Here is a 13,683-nt window from a genome sequence, read left to right on the forward strand (position 1 = left end):
ACACCATGTCGTTCTACAAGCTCACTGCCCTGGCCTGCGCGGCCCTGACTCTGGGCGCCTGCTCGAGTCTGTTTCAACCCGATCTGCACAAGCCGTTACAGGCCAAGCGTGACGCCTGGGAGCACATCAAGCCGGGCTGCAGCATCGGCGCCGATTGCCCACTGGTGAACATCGACACCCTGCACTTCCCCGACGAGCCCCAGCTCGACGCTCTGGTCCAGCAACGCTTGCTGCAAATGACCCGCAACGCGCCGAACGCCCCCGTGGCGCCAACCCTGCAGGCCTACGAGGCGCAATTCCTGAGCAAGGCCGACAGCCGCTACAGCAGCTACCTGCAGGCCAAGGTACGCGAGCAGCATGACGGGTTGGTGATCATCGAGCTGTCCAGCTACCTGGACGAAGGCGGCGCCCACGGCACGCCAGGGCGCGGCTTCATCAACTGGTCGCGCCAGCAGCACAAGGCCCTGACCCTGCAGGACATGCTGCTGCCAGGCCAGGAAGAGGCCTTCTGGAAGGCCGCCGAAGAGGCCCACCGCGGCTGGCTGAAGACGGTCACCGAACAGGGACCGAACTTCGCCAGGGATTGGCCGTTCCAGAAGACCCCGAACATCGCCCTGACCTATGGCGGCGTGATCCTCAAGTACGACGTGTACAGCATTGCGCCGTACGCGATGGGCCACCCGGAAATCAAGATCGACTACCCACGCCTGAACGGCGTGATCAAGCCGCAGCTGTTCCCGGGACGCGGCTGAACAGGCGGTTGAAGGCGTAGTGCAGCACCCCGGCGACCAGCAGTGACGGCAAGGTCGCGCCGACGTTGGGGTACAGGTTGGCCAGCACCTGGTAGGTAGCGATGCCGCCCAGCCAGGCCACCAGGGCCGCCCAGTGCAGGGCTGCCTGCACCTCGCCGGCCTGGCGTCGACGCAGTACAAAGTGGTCGACCAGCACTACGCCGAACAGCGGCGCGAACACCGAGCCGATCAGCAGCAGGAAGTTCTGGTATTGCGCCAGCGGCGCAAAGCAGGCGATCAAGGTGCAGACCACGCCGATCGCCAGGGCGATGTGCTCGACCTTGGCCTTGACCAGCAGGCCGGTGGAGACGGCCGCCGAGTGGATGTCGGCGAAGGCGTTTTCCGACTCGTCGAGCAGGATCAGCAGCAACGGAATGCCCAGCCCGGCACCGGCCAGCGCCATCAGCAGCGCGTTGGTCTCACCGCTCGGGGCGAACGCCAGGGTGTAGCCGACGCCCAGGCTCATCAGCCACAGGTTGCCGATGAAGAAGCCCAGCGCGGTGCCGCCGAACACGCCACCGGCCTTGCGACCGAAGCGCGAATAATCAGCGATCAGCGGCAGCCACGACAGCGGCATGGCGATGGCAATGTCGAAGCCCACCGCCAGGCTCATGCTGCCATCACCGGCCTTGGCCCACAGCCCGGCCAGATCGGCCTTGGCAAAGAGATTCCAGGTCAGCCACAGGCATGCCGCCAGCAACAGCCAGATGCCCCACTTGCGCAGAAATCGGCGCACGAAGGTCAAGGGCCCGCTGACCGCCAGCAAGGTGGCCAGCGCGCCGAACACCAGGGTCCACAGCAGCGGATTGGCCAGCGCACTGGCCGCGCCGAACTGGCCGCCGGCCAGCAGACTGGCGGCGTCACGCATGACGATGATTTCGAAAGCGCCCCAGCCCATCAGTTGCAGCAGGTTGAGCAGCGCCGGCAATGCGGCGCCGTGGCGCCCCAGGCTCAGGCGCAGAGCGGCCATGGCCGACAGGCCGGTGTCGCTGCCGATGACGCCGACCGCCGCCAGCAGCAGCACGCCGACCAGGGTGCCGAGGAAGATCGCCAGCAGTGAACCGGCCAGGCCCAGGCCCGGGGCCAACAAGGCGCCGGTTTGCAGGACCATCAGGCCGATGCCGAGGGAAAACCACAGGGAAAACAGATCGCGCGCGCCGAACACCCGCTGGCTGGCGGGGACGGCGATGTCAGGAGAGTAGGTGCTGGGTGTGTTCACGGGGTGCTGCTCATGGGTGTCGGGTTTATAAGCGCTCGCGAGCGGTGCCCGCGAGCTTTTTCAAGCCTGGATCAGACCTTCCTGTACAGCTGCGAGCCTTCCTGCCTGAATCGCTCGGCCTGTTCGCGCATGCCCTCGGCCACGCTCAGGTCAACGGCGTCGATCTTCTGGTTGGCGGCGTACTCGCGCACCTCCTGGGTGATCTTCATCGAGCAGAATTTCGGCCCGCACATGGAGCAGAAGTGCGCCACCTTGGCCGAGTCCTTGGGCAGCGTCTCGTCGTGGTAGGCCCGTGCGGTGTCCGGGTCCAGGCCGAGGTTGAACTGGTCTTCCCAGCGGAACTCGAAACGTGCCTTGCTCAAGGCGTTGTCACGAATCTGCGCGCCCGGATGCCCTTTGGCCAGGTCAGCTGCGTGCGCGGCGATCTTGTAGGTGATGATGCCGGTCTTGACGTCATCCTTGTTCGGCAGGCCCAGGTGTTCCTTGGGCGTGACGTAGCAGAGCATGGCGCAGCCGAACCAGCCGATCATCGCCGCACCGATGCCCGAGGTGATGTGGTCATAGCCCGGGGCGATGTCGGTGGTCAGCGGGCCGAGGGTGTAGAACGGCGCCTCGTCGCAGCATTCCAGCTGCTTGTCCATGTTCTCCTTGATCAGCTGCATGGGCACGTGGCCGGGACCTTCGATCATGCACTGGACATCATGCTTCCAGGCGATCTTGGTCAGTTCGCCGAGGGTCTCCAGCTCGCCGAACTGCGCGGCATCGTTGGCGTCGGCGATGGAGCCAGGACGCAAGCCGTCACCCAGCGAGAAGCTGACGTCGTAGGCCTTCATGATTTCGCAGATGTCGTCGAAATGGGTGTAAAGGAAGTTTTCCTGGTGGTGCGCCAGGCACCACTTGGCCATGATCGAGCCGCCACGGCTGACAATGCCGGTGACCCGCTTGGCGGTCAGCGGCACATAGCGCAGCAGCACGCCGGCATGAATGGTGAAGTAGTCGACGCCCTGCTCGGCCTGTTCGATCAGGGTGTCGCGAAACAGCTCCCAGGTCAGGTCCTCGGCCACGCCGCCGACTTTTTCCAGGGCCTGGTAGATGGGCACGGTACCGATCGGCACGGGCGAGTTGCGGATGATCCACTCGCGGGTCTCGTGGATGTGCTTGCCGGTGGAAAGGTCCATCACCGTGTCCGAGCCCCAGCGGATGCCCCAGGTCAGCTTGGCCACTTCTTCCTCGATGGAGGAGCCCAGTGCGCTGTTGCCGATGTTGCCGTTGATCTTCACCAGGAAATTGCGGCCGATGATCATCGGCTCCAGTTCGGTGTGGTTGATGTTGGCCGGAATGATTGCGCGACCACGGGCGACTTCCTCGCGCACGAATTCGGCGGTGATTTCCTTGGGGATGCTGGCGCCGAAGCTGTGGCCGCCATGCTGCTGGGTCAGCAGGCCGGCGGCGCGGGCCTCGGCCAGCTTCATGTTCTCGCGGATGGCCACGTATTCCATCTCGGCGGTGATGATGCCCTGACGGGCGTAGTGCATCTGGCTGACGTTGGCCCCGGGCTTGGCGCGGCGTGGATTGCGCACGTGGGCGAAGCGCAGGCGGGTCAGCTCTTCATCGTTGAGGCGCTGCTGGCCGAAGTTCGAGCTCAGGCCGGCGAGGCGTTCGGTGTCGCCACGCTCGTCGATCCACGCCGAGCGCACGTCGGCCAGGCCCTTGCGCACGTCGATGATCACGTTGGGGTCGGTGTAGGGGCCTGAGGTGTCGTAGACGGTGACCGGAGGGTTGATCTCGCCTCCCCCATTCGTTTGCGCGAAGTCGGTGGGGGTAACGTCCAGGCTGATTTCACGCATCGGCACGCGAATGTCCGGGCGCGAGCCCTGCACGTAGATTTTCTGCGAACGGGTGAAGGGTTGCACCGACTGTTCGTCGACCTTGGCCGACTCGCTCAGGTGCAGGGCGTTTTTTGCTTTTATAGTCATCACAGGCTCTCCAGACAGCATCCAGCGGTTGGGATGTCGGAGCGAACCTGAAGGCACGGACGCGCTGGGATGCAGCGCTGTGCCTCGCCCTCGGCGGTGTGTTCGCAGTGCGAACGCCCCCTTGGACGAAGCACAAGAGGGCCCGCCGAGTGACGAGCAATCTTGTTCCCTACGCAGGCTTTAACCTGATCAGGTTCAACGGGATCCGGCTTAACCGATCTCAGCCTCATAGCAAGGCACCCCGACAAGAACCCGCACAGCATAGACGCGCTGACCGAGGAACGCTATCCCCCGCAGCGACGCTCTGGACGATTGGCGCATCATGCCGATTGTTGCGCGACGCTCACCCCTCTACACTCGCGGTTCGGGACAAACTCAAAAAAATTCCAAGGATTGCCTCATGTTGCGCAGATTTTCCTTCGCCCTCGCCGTGTCCTGTGCGGCCCCGCCGCTGGCCTGGGCCGAACCGGCGCCGCTGGCCAGCAAGACCGATCTGGTCAGCGTCTACCAGGACGCGGCCAACAACAATGCCGACCTGGCCGCCGCCCGCGCCGACTATGCCGCTCAGAGCGAGATCGTGCCGCAGGCCCGCGCCGGACTGCTGCCCAATCTGTCGGCCGGCGCTGACGTGATGAACAGCCGCACCTCGGTCAACCAGCCCGATTACACCGCCACCCGCAGCGGCACGCTGTATCAGGCGACTTTGAGCCAGCCGATCTTCCACGCCGACCGCTGGTTCCAGCTCAAGGCGGCCAAGGCGGTGGACCAGCAGGCCGCGCTGCAGCTCTCGGCCACCGAGCAGAACCTGATCCTGCAGACCGCCAACGACTACTTCGGCGTGCTGCGGGCGCAGGACAACCTGGCCACCGCCAAGGCTGAAGAGCAGGCCTTCAAGCGCCAGCTCGACCAATCCAACGAGCGCTTCAACGTCGGCCTTTCCGACCGCACCGACACCCTGCAGTCCCAGGCCAGCTACGACACCGCCCGGGCCAACCGCATCGTCGCCCAGCGCCAGGTCGAGGACGCCTTCGAGGCATTGATCACCCTGACCCACCGCGAGTACAACTCGATCCAGGGCATCGTGCACAGCCTGCCGGTGCTGCCACCGGTGCCGAACGATGCCAAGGCCTGGGTCGACACCGCCGCGCAACAGAACCTCAACCTGCAGGCCAGCAACTTCGCCGTGACCTCCGCCGAGCAGACCCTCAACCAGCGCAAGGCCGGCCACGCGCCGACGGTCGACGCCGTGGCGCAGATCCAGAAAGGCGACAACGACAGCTTCCAGCTGACCAACCCCAACTACACCGGTGTGCCTTACGGCGGTCCAGTGGAGCAACGGACCCTGGGCGTGCAGTTGAACATTCCGCTGTACAGCGGCGGGCTGACCAGCTCGCAGGTGCGCGAGGCCTACCAGCGCCTCAACCAGAGCGAGCAGCAGCGCGAGAGCCTGCGCCGCCAGGTGGTGGAAAACACCCGCAACCTGCACCGCGCGGTAAACACCGATGTGGAGCAGGTGCAGGCGCGCAAGCAGTCGATCATCTCCAACCAGAGCTCGGTGCTGGCCACCGAAATCGGCTACCAGGTCGGCACCCGCAACATCGTCGACGTGCTCGACGCCCAGCGTCAGCTGTACGCCTCGGTGCGCGACTACAACAACACCCGCTACGATTACATCCTCGACAACCTGCGCCTCAAGCAGGCCGCCGGCACCCTCAGCCCGGCCGACCTGCAGGCGCTGGCGCAGTACCTCAAACCCGATTACAACCCGGACAAGGACTTCCTCCCTCCCGACCTGGCCCAGGCCGCGCAGGCGCTGCTCAAGCCGCCGGTCAAGAAGCCTTGAGGGACATGGCTCAGGCGCTCAGGGCACGCATCAACACCTTGATACCAATGAACATGGCGGTGCTGCCGGACGGATCCTTGTCGATTGATGAGTTCAAGCCCGCAGTCGAACTCTTTGCGCCAGCCGTACCGTTCAAGGTTGGCGCGCACATTGGTGTCGATGAACCAGTCAGGTGCCGGATCGATGCGCATTGTGGTCGCCCATCAAGTCGATCAACGCTTGAGTCGGCTGCGCAGTTTCGTCAGCGGCGAGGATGGCGTGAAGCCGGTTGAATGCGTGATCTGACAACTCGATTCGGCGATGCCGCTCGATGACCTGTTCAGCTTTGTCGACAGCGCAGGCGATGATGAAGGAAGTCATGTCTTGTCCTGAAAGCGCGGCAGCCCTGCGAATCAAATCCTTCGCAAACTCGGTGGTCTTGAGTTCAAGGCGCGCCGTTTTGGGGGTTCTGGGAGAATCGTCTGTTGTCGACATAGGCTCACCTGGGATCACGTGCCAAGACGCACGCCGCAGCAATCAAGTACGGATGATAGCCGTATCCAGCGGAGGAAAGCCAACCCGAGCAGCTTCCCCTATGTGGCTAAAAAACGACAGTCGGCCACATCCGAGATTCCTGTAGGAAATGAGGAAGTGCCGTTACTCGGGAAGTAACGCCGCCAACCCTTCCAACAACCGCTCCAGCGCCCCCTGATTGGCCACCATCACCGCTCGCCCCGCTTCGCCCATGCGCCGGGCGTCCTGGGGCAGTTCGATCAGGCGCTGCACGGCCGCGGCCAGGGCCTGGGCGTCGTCGACTTCGAGCAGGGCGCCGCTGGTGCGCAGCAGGCCGGCGATTTCGAGGAAATTGAACAGGTGCGGGCCGCTCAATACCGGCTTGCTCAGGGCCGCAGGCTCCAGCAGGTTGTGGCCGCCGTTGGGCACCAGGCTGCCGCCGACGAAGGCGATATCCGCCAGCGCGTAGAGAAACAGCAACTCGCCCATGGTGTCGCCCAGCAGAACCTCGGTGTCGGCCTGCACCGGCACTTGGCTGGAGCGGCGCACGGTGCGCAAGCCCTGCTGCTGGCACAGCTCATGAACCCTGTCGAAACGCTCGGGGTGGCGCGGCACCAGAATCAGCAAGGCATCGGCATGCTGGGCCAGCAGTTGGCGATGCGCCGCGAGAATCACCTCGTCTTCGCCCTCGTGGGTGCTGGCGGCAATCCACACCGGACGGCCATCGAGCGACCACTGCCCGCGCAATTGGGCGGCACGGGTCGCCAGCTCCGGGTCGACCTTGAGGTCGAACTTGATCGAGCCGGTGACCTGTACCGCCTGCGCACGGGCGCCCAGGCTGCGAAAGCGCTCGGCCTCGGCTTCGGTCTGCACGGCGATCAGGCTCATTTCCTCGAGCATCGGCCGGGTCAAGCGGGCAAAGCGTGCGTAGCCACGGGCCGAACGTTGGGACAGCCGCGCGTTGGCCAGCGCCACGGGAATACCGCGCCGCGCGCACTGATGGATAAGGTTGGGCCACAGTTCGGTTTCCATGATCACTGCCAGCTTAGGCCGGGCCCGCTCGAGAAAGCGCGCCGCAGCCCAGGGCAGGTCATAAGGCAGGTAGCAGTGCTGGATGCGCGGCTCAGCGCCAAGCATCTCATCGGCAGCCATCTCATCGGCAAAAAGGGCGCGAATCCGCTCGCTGCCGGTCGGGGTCATGCAGGTCAGGGTGATCGGCAGGCCCGGGTAGCGTTGCAGCAGCGCGCGAACCATGGGCGCGGCGGCGATGCTCTCGCCCACCGACACCGCATGCACCCAGATACCGCCGGGCTGCAGCGGTGGCAGGCCGATCGAGAAGCGCTCGCCGACTCGCTGCGCGTAGGCCGGAGCCTGGCGCGAACGCAGCCACAGACGCAACGCTACCAAGGGCAGGCCAAGGTGAAACAGGCAGGTATAAAGGATTCTGTTCATGGCGGCGAAGTCTACCTGCTAACCAATGGCGCGCAAATGCCGGGCAAAGGCTTCCGCCAGCCAGCGCGCCGCCGGCCCCAGCGGCTCGTCGCGACGCCACACCAGTTCCACCACCAGCGCCGGTGGGGTCCAGTCGCAGGCCAGTTCCACCATCTGGTTCTGGTAGGCCGGGTATTGCACCACATGGCGCGGCAACCAGGCCCAGCCAAGGCCGCGCATCAGCAGCTCGGCCATGGCGTAGAAGCTGTCGGCGCGCCAGACCTGGGCACTGATGGCTTCACCGCCGGGGTAGCTGTTGTTCTCCAGGGCGATCAACAACTGCCGATGGCCACCCAGTTGCTGGCGGGTGACGCGCGCGAGCCCGGCCAGCGGATGACCCACCGCGCACACCGTGACCATCTCGACGCTGCCCAGGGTGCGCCGCTCCAGCGCGGCGGGCATCTGCTCATGATGAAACAGCAAGCCGAGGTCGGCGCGGCGCTCGACCAGTTTGCGCGCGACGTCGCCCTGGGCTCCGCTGGTCAGCTGCACTTCGAGGGTAGGGTAGCGCTCGGCCAGCGCTTCGAGGCTGTCGAGTACTGGCTGATAGGGCATGGCTTCGTCCTGGGCCAGGCGCAGGCGTGCTTCCTGACCGCGCATCAGCGCCAGGGCGCTTCCGTCCAGGCGCTCGCATTGACGCAGAAGTTCCCGAGCCTGCTCCAGCAAGGCCTGGCCGGCCTCGGTCAACCGCGGCTGACGGCCACTGCTGCGCTCGAACAGCTCCACCCCCAGGTCGCTCTCAAGTGCGGCCATCGCCTGGCTGATCGCCGACTGCGCCTTGCGCCGCGCCCGTGCGACGGCCGAGAACGAGCGCAGCTCGGCGACCTGGACGAACAGCTGGATGTGTTCGAGCGTCCACTGCTGCGCCATTAGCCTATCTCCCAAACTGATAGGTACTGACTTTACCGCATCTGGTACAGGACTAGAATGACGCCACGTTCAGCCGTATCACTCAAGGATTGCCCCATGCCTGCCTACTACTACCTGGCCATCGCCATCTGCTGCGAAGTCATCGCCACCACCTCGATGAAGGCGATCAAGGGCATCAGCACCCCGCTGCCGCTGTTTCTGGTGATCGCCGGCTATGCCATCGCGTTCTGGATGCTGATCCTGGTGGTGCGGGTGATCCCGGTGGGCGTTACCTACGCCATCTGGTCGGGCATGGGCATCGTGCTGGTGAGCATCGCCGCCTTGTTCATCTACGGCCAGAAGCTCGACGCGGCGGCCATCGGCGGCATGGCGCTGATCGTGCTCGGCGTGGTGGTGATCCAGCTGTTCTCGAAAACCGCCGGGCACTGAGCCTGTATACTTGCCCGCTGTCCCAGTTAGCGAGGTCGCTGCATGCCATCCGAATTGTCCACTGACGTCCTGATCGTCGGCGCCGGCGTCGCCGGCCTCTGGCTCAATGCAAGGTTGCGGCGCCTGGGTTATTCGACGCTGCTGGTGGAAAGCGCGACCCTCGGCGGCGGGCAGAGCATCAAATCCCAGGGAATCATTCACGGTGGCGCCAAGTATGCCCTGCACGGCGCCCTGACCGGCGCCTCGGAAGCCATTGCCGACATGCCGCGGCGCTGGCGCGAGGCCCTGCAGGGCAGCGGCGAGCTCGACCTGAGCGGCGTGCGCCTGCTTTCCGAAGCCCACTACCTGTGGTCGCCGGGCACCCTGGCCGGCAACCTCACCAGTTTCTTTGCCAGCAAGGCAGTGCGCGGCCGGGTCGACCAGGTCAAAGGTGAGCAGCTGCCGCCCGCCCTGCAGGACAAGGCCTTCAAGGGCAAGGTCTACCGCCTCGCCGAGCTGGTGGTCGACGTACCCAGCCTGATCGCGCGCCTGGCGGCGCTGGCCGGTGATTCGCTGCTTCGCGGCGAACAGATCCAGCCCTGGCACGACGGCGCTGGCCGCCTGCTCGGCCTGAGCGTCGATGGCCGGCCGATCGCCGCCCAACGCGTGGTGCTCAGCGCCGGCGCCGGTACCGAGGCGCTGCTCGCCGCCCTGGGCATCGAGCAGCCGGCCATGCAGCGCCGGCCGCTGCACATGATTCTGGCCAAGGGTGACAGCCTCAAGCCGCTCTACGCCCATTGCCTGGGCGGCGGCCCCAAGCCGCGCCTGACCGTGACCACCCACCCTGCCGCCAATGGCCAATGGGTCTGGTACATCGGCGGCGATATTGCCGAAAGTGAAGGCGTGGCGCGCAGCCCCGAGCAGCAGATCGCCACGGCGAAAAAGGAGCTGGGCCAGCTGCTGCCGTGGATCGACCTGAGCCAGGTGCAGTGGGCCACCTTGCGGGTGGACCGCGCCGAGCCGGCGCAGTCGGGCCTGGTGCGCCCCGACAACGCCTTTCTGGCCGAACAGCAAGGCCTGCTGGTGGGCTGGCCGACCAAGCTGGCGCTGGCGCCGGACTTCGCCGATCGAGTGATCACCAGCCTGCAACAGGCGGGGATCAAGCCGGGCAACCATGCCCCCTTGCCGGACCTGCCACGCCCCCTGCCCGGCACCCCGGCGTGGGAGCAACTGCTGCCATGAGCCTGCCTAGCCTGCACGCCTTGCATCGCCCCTTGGGTGCTACCGGTCTGAACGTCTCGCCCCTGGGCCTGGGCACGGTCAAGCTGGGCCGCGACCAGGGGGTCAAATACCCCAACGGCTTCACCATCCCCGATGACCACGAGGCGGCCATGCTGCTCGGCCAGGCCAAGGGCCTGGGCATCAACCTGATCGACACGGCGCCGGCCTATGGCACCAGCGAAGAGCGCCTGGGCCCGCTGCTGCGCGGGCAGCGCCAGGACTGGGTGATCGTCAGCAAGGTCGGCGAGGAATTCGACGGCGGCGCCTCGCACTTCGACTTCAGCGCCGCTCACACCCGACGCTCGCTGGAGCGCAGCCTCAAACGCCTGGAAACCGACTTCATCGACCTGGTGCTGGTGCACTCCGACGGCAACGACCTGCAGATCCTCGAGCACAGCGACGTCTACGCGACGCTCGCCGCGCTCAAGCAGGAAGGCAAGATCCGCGCCTTCGGCTTCTCCGGCAAGACCGTCGAGGGCGGGCTCAAGGCCTTGCAAAGCGGCGACTGCGCCATGGTCACCTACAACCTGCGCGAGCAGGCCGAGCGCCCGGTGCTGGACTACGCCGCCGCCCACGGCAAGGCGATCCTGGTCAAGAAGGCCCTGGCCAGCGGGCACGCCTGCCTGACCCCCGGGGTCGACCCGGTGCGCGCCAGCTTTGAACTGCTGTTTGACCACCCCGGTGTGGTCAGTGCTATTGTCGGAACGATCAATCCGCTGCACCTTGCCCACAACGTGGCCACCGCTGCGGCCGTGTTGCGCGCCAGGTAGGGAGCCCACCGAACCGAAGGAAACGCCATGCCGCGGACGCTCATAAGAAAAAACCCGAGCAATTTCAAGACGCTGCCGCTTTCTGTTACAGCCACGCCGGAGTCGCTGAGCTACCAGGGCGTGGGCATGCCGATCAACTTTTCGCAGACCCTGCAACGCCGCCGGCCCATTGCGCTGGAGGACAGCGAACGCTTCACCGCCGAGCTGGCCAACCTCGGCGTGTCGGTGCGCCTGACCCTGAGCTGGCAGGGCCGCGACTACTGGGTATTGGTGCGCCAGCGCCGGGCCGACCGCGGCGACGTGGTGCTCAAGCTGATCTCCGGCTACGTGCCCGCCCATGAACTCAACCTGCCGCTGCTGACCGCGCTGCAGGAAGTGGCCGAGGAATGCCTGCTGGAAACCGCTGAAGGCTGGCTGGGCGGGCGTTTCAACGACACCTGGCTGCCCACGCCCTATGCCCAGACCCTGATGTACCGCGAGTCGGCGGTGTTCCGCCTGACCCCGCTGTCCGGCGCTGCGCGGCCGGTGCGCTGCGCCAGCCTGACCCTGATCGAGCGCCCGCGCGCCTATGTGCACACGCCGACCGCCTCGCTGCAGCTGGTCTACGACCTGCGCCTGGAACTGCCCAGGGATACCCACTCGCTGAGTCTGTTCCATGTCGACGAGCGCCTGGAGAAGGAGCAGTTGGTGGCCCGCCTGAGCCGCAGCCGGCCTGACCTGTACCTGATTCCATTGACCGACGGTCAGCCGACCGCCGAACTGTTCACCCTCAAGAATGACGAGCTGCATCCGGCCAGCACCCGCGGGCTGTATCTGGCCGAAAGCTTTGCGCCGCAGGACGGCTGGCTGGTGCGCGACGAACGGATTCGCTGGAAGGACTGGCTCAAGCTGCAGGGGCTGGCACCCAAGGCCAAACCGCGCTCGGGCCTCAAGCGTCTGACGGTGAAGGCGCGCCGGCTGGTGAAGATGGTGCTGCACAAGTAGGCACACGACAGGTGTGAGGATCTTGCGCCGCGTGCCCCCTTCCACCTGCCTACATTCAAGCGGTTGTCAGCGGCTGCGAATCTTCTCGACGATGGCCGTGGTCGAGCTGTTGGCAACCAGGCCCAGCACCTTCACCGTGCCGCCGTAGGCGCTGACGATGTCGGCACCCACCACCTGCTCCACCGAGTAGTCGCCGCCTTTGACCAGCACGTCCGGGCGTACATGGGTCAGCAGGTTTTCCGGGGTGCCTTCGGCGAAGCTGATCACCCAGTCGACCGCGCCCAGGCCGGCCAGCACCGCCATGCGTCGATCGACGCTGTTGATCGGCCGGCCCGGCCCTTTCAGGCGGCTGACCGAGGCGTCGTCATTGACCGCGACGATCAACCGATCGCCCTGGGCCCGCGCCTGTTCCAGGTAGGTCACATGCCCGGCATGCAGAATGTCGAAGCAGCCGTTGGTGAACACGATGCGCTCGTTGTGCGCGCGGGCATCGTCGATGGCCAGCAGCAACTGGTCGAGGGTCAGCACACCGCGTTCGGAACCCTCTTCGCGCTGGATCGCCCGGCGCAGCTCCGGGGCGCTGATGGCCGCGGTGCCAAGCTTGCCGACCACGATGCCGGCGGCCAGGTTGGCCAGTGCCACCGCATGGGGCAACTCCTCGCCGGCAGCGATGGCTGCGGCCAGGGTGGAGATCACGGTATCACCGGCGCCGGTCACGTCGAACACTTCGCGGGCGCGTGCCGGCAGGTGCAGCGCCGGCTGGTCGGCGCGCAGCAAGGTCATGCCGTGCTCGCCGCGGGTCACCAGCAAGGCGCCCAGCTCGAGGTCGGCCATCAGCGCCGCGCCCTTGGCCACCAGCTCGGCCTCGTCGTGGCAACCGCCGACGATGGCCTCGAACTCACTGAGGTTGGGGGTGATCACGGTGGCGCCGCGATAGATGCTGAAATCCTTGCCCTTGGGGTCGGCCAGCACCGGAATGCCGCGCGCGCGCGCTGCCTGGATCAGCTGCTGATGGTTGCGCAGGGCACCCTTGCCGTAGTCCGAGAGTACCAGCACCTTGACCCCTTCGAGCAAACTGTCGACCTCGCTGGCCAGGGCCACCGGGTCGGTGGCGAACGGCTCTTCGAAGTCGATGCGCAGCAGCTGCTGATGGCGGCTCATGACGCGCAGCTTGACGATGGTCGGCTGGTGCTCGATGCGCTGGAACACCGCACGCACCCCGGCGGCCTTGAGGCTGTTGGCCAGGCTGTCGGCGGCCTCGTCCTGGCCGGTGACGCCGACCAGTGACGCCGGCGCACCGAGCGCTGCGATGTTCAGCGCGACGTTGGCCGCGCCGCCCGGGCGATCCTCGATCTGCTCGACCTTGACCACCGGCACCGGCGCCTCGGGCGAGATACGCGAGGTACCGCCGTGCCAGTAGCGATCGAGCATCACATCGCCGACCACCAGCACAGGGGCTTGATCGAATCGCGGCATGGACAACTTCATGGGCAACCCACATACAAAATGAACAGGGCGGCGATATTACCACAGGGTTGTCGGCCACCGCCCGGCGCTG

At 66.0% G+C, this 13,683-nt stretch carries 12 protein-coding genes and 1 riboswitch; of the genes, 6 read left to right on the top strand and 6 right to left on the bottom strand.

What is annotated here, in order from left to right; genetic code table 11:
• Positions 1 to 5: 5 nt before the first annotated feature.
• Positions 6 to 752 (top strand): RsiV family protein, encoded by a 747-nt coding sequence (locus tag SFA35_RS23645; protein WP_320573261.1) that lies wholly within the window; start codon positions 6 to 8, stop codon positions 750 to 752.
• On the opposite strand, the gene cytX is transcribed toward SFA35_RS23645, so the two are convergent.
• Both cytX and thiC read right to left on the bottom strand, forming a co-directional pair.
• Entirely contained in the window at positions 721 to 2,010 is a 1,290-nt protein-coding gene (gene cytX / locus SFA35_RS23650) for a putative hydroxymethylpyrimidine transporter CytX (RefSeq protein WP_320573262.1), read from the bottom strand. The two genes, SFA35_RS23645 and cytX, sit on opposite strands and share 32 nt — an antisense overlap.
• 71 nt (positions 2,011 to 2,081) lie before the next feature.
• Positions 2,082 to 3,986, bottom strand: a complete 1,905-nt coding sequence (gene thiC / locus SFA35_RS23655; protein WP_320573264.1) for a phosphomethylpyrimidine synthase ThiC — start codon at positions 3,984 to 3,986, stop codon at positions 2,082 to 2,084.
• A 149-nt stretch (positions 3,987 to 4,135) separates the two neighbouring features.
• Positions 4,136 to 4,240, bottom strand: a riboswitch (TPP riboswitch).
• Between the two features lie 146 nt (positions 4,241 to 4,386).
• Here thiC and SFA35_RS23660 point away from each other — a divergent pair.
• Positions 4,387 to 5,829, top strand: a complete 1,443-nt coding sequence (locus SFA35_RS23660) for a TolC family outer membrane protein (protein WP_320573267.1) — start codon at positions 4,387 to 4,389, stop codon at positions 5,827 to 5,829.
• Positions 5,830 to 5,997: 168 nt separating this feature from the next.
• Here the strand turns inward: SFA35_RS23660 and SFA35_RS23665 are convergent, their stop codons facing one another.
• The 3 genes from SFA35_RS23665 to SFA35_RS23675 all read right to left on the bottom strand — a co-directional run bounded on the left by SFA35_RS23665 (position 5,998) and on the right by SFA35_RS23675 (position 8,682).
• Entirely contained in the window at positions 5,998 to 6,303 is a 306-nt protein-coding gene (locus SFA35_RS23665) for a DUF1778 domain-containing protein (protein WP_320573269.1), read from the bottom strand.
• A gap of 162 nt (positions 6,304 to 6,465) precedes the next feature.
• Entirely contained in the window at positions 6,466 to 7,773 is a 1,308-nt protein-coding gene (gene waaA / locus SFA35_RS23670) for a lipid IV(A) 3-deoxy-D-manno-octulosonic acid transferase (protein ID WP_320573271.1), read from the bottom strand.
• 18 nt (positions 7,774 to 7,791) lie between these two features.
• A complete protein-coding gene (locus SFA35_RS23675) occupies positions 7,792 to 8,682 on the bottom strand; it encodes a LysR family transcriptional regulator (RefSeq protein WP_320573274.1) in 891 nt (296 codons plus the stop codon).
• Between the two features lie 96 nt (positions 8,683 to 8,778).
• Here SFA35_RS23675 and SFA35_RS23680 point away from each other — a divergent pair, with 96 nt between their 5' ends.
• Genes SFA35_RS23680 through SFA35_RS23695 form a run of 4 tightly spaced genes read left to right on the top strand, consistent with a single transcriptional unit; the run spans position 8,779 to position 12,125 of the window.
• The gene (locus SFA35_RS23680; RefSeq protein ID WP_320573277.1) at positions 8,779 to 9,111 is read left to right on the top strand and encodes a multidrug efflux SMR transporter; all 333 of its coding nucleotides are present in this window, start codon (positions 8,779 to 8,781) and stop codon (positions 9,109 to 9,111) included.
• A gap of 42 nt (positions 9,112 to 9,153) precedes the next feature.
• Positions 9,154 to 10,332, top strand: coding sequence for an NAD(P)/FAD-dependent oxidoreductase (locus tag SFA35_RS23685; RefSeq protein ID WP_320573280.1), 1,179 nt, complete (start codon positions 9,154 to 9,156; stop codon positions 10,330 to 10,332).
• The gene (locus SFA35_RS23690; RefSeq protein WP_320573281.1) at positions 10,329 to 11,141 is read left to right on the top strand and encodes an aldo/keto reductase; all 813 of its coding nucleotides are present in this window, start codon (positions 10,329 to 10,331) and stop codon (positions 11,139 to 11,141) included. The genes SFA35_RS23685 and SFA35_RS23690 overlap by 4 nt, the downstream gene beginning before the upstream one ends.
• 27 nt (positions 11,142 to 11,168) lie before the next feature.
• Positions 11,169 to 12,125 carry a metal ABC transporter ATPase gene (locus SFA35_RS23695; RefSeq protein WP_320573283.1) on the top strand — a complete coding sequence of 319 codons (957 nt, stop codon included), beginning with the start codon at positions 11,169 to 11,171 and terminating at the stop codon, positions 12,123 to 12,125.
• Positions 12,126 to 12,191: 66 nt separating this feature from the next.
• On the opposite strand, the gene hldE is transcribed toward SFA35_RS23695, so the two are convergent.
• Positions 12,192 to 13,613, bottom strand: a complete 1,422-nt coding sequence (gene hldE, locus SFA35_RS23700; protein WP_320573285.1) for a bifunctional D-glycero-beta-D-manno-heptose-7-phosphate kinase/D-glycero-beta-D-manno-heptose 1-phosphate adenylyltransferase HldE — start codon at positions 13,611 to 13,613, stop codon at positions 12,192 to 12,194.
• Between the last annotated feature and the right edge of the window lie 70 nt (positions 13,614 to 13,683).

The sequence above is a fragment of the Pseudomonas sp. HR96 genome (assembly GCF_034059295.1).
Classification (GTDB): Bacteria; Pseudomonadota; Gammaproteobacteria; order Pseudomonadales; family Pseudomonadaceae; genus Aquipseudomonas.

Excerpts from the sequence above, each read along its gene's own strand:
- SFA35_RS23645 (WP_320573261.1), top strand. The coding sequence starts at position 6 with ATGTCGTTCTACAAGCTCACTGCCCTGGCCTGCGCGGCCCTGACTCTG.
- thiC (WP_320573264.1), bottom strand. The coding sequence starts at position 3,986 with ATGACTATAAAAGCAAAAAACGCCCTGCACCTGAGCGAGTCGGCCAAG.
- SFA35_RS23660 (WP_320573267.1), top strand. The coding sequence starts at position 4,387 with ATGTTGCGCAGATTTTCCTTCGCCCTCGCCGTGTCCTGTGCGGCCCCG.
- SFA35_RS23665 (WP_320573269.1), bottom strand. The coding sequence starts at position 6,303 with ATGTCGACAACAGACGATTCTCCCAGAACCCCCAAAACGGCGCGCCTT.
- waaA (WP_320573271.1), bottom strand. The coding sequence starts at position 7,773 with ATGAACAGAATCCTTTATACCTGCCTGTTTCACCTTGGCCTGCCCTTG.
- SFA35_RS23675 (WP_320573274.1), bottom strand. The coding sequence starts at position 8,682 with ATGGCGCAGCAGTGGACGCTCGAACACATCCAGCTGTTCGTCCAGGTC.
- SFA35_RS23680 (WP_320573277.1), top strand. The coding sequence starts at position 8,779 with ATGCCTGCCTACTACTACCTGGCCATCGCCATCTGCTGCGAAGTCATC.
- SFA35_RS23685 (WP_320573280.1), top strand. The coding sequence starts at position 9,154 with ATGCCATCCGAATTGTCCACTGACGTCCTGATCGTCGGCGCCGGCGTC.
- SFA35_RS23690 (WP_320573281.1), top strand. The coding sequence starts at position 10,329 with ATGAGCCTGCCTAGCCTGCACGCCTTGCATCGCCCCTTGGGTGCTACC.
- SFA35_RS23695 (WP_320573283.1), top strand. The coding sequence starts at position 11,169 with ATGCCGCGGACGCTCATAAGAAAAAACCCGAGCAATTTCAAGACGCTG.
- hldE (WP_320573285.1), bottom strand. The coding sequence starts at position 13,613 with ATGAAGTTGTCCATGCCGCGATTCGATCAAGCCCCTGTGCTGGTGGTC.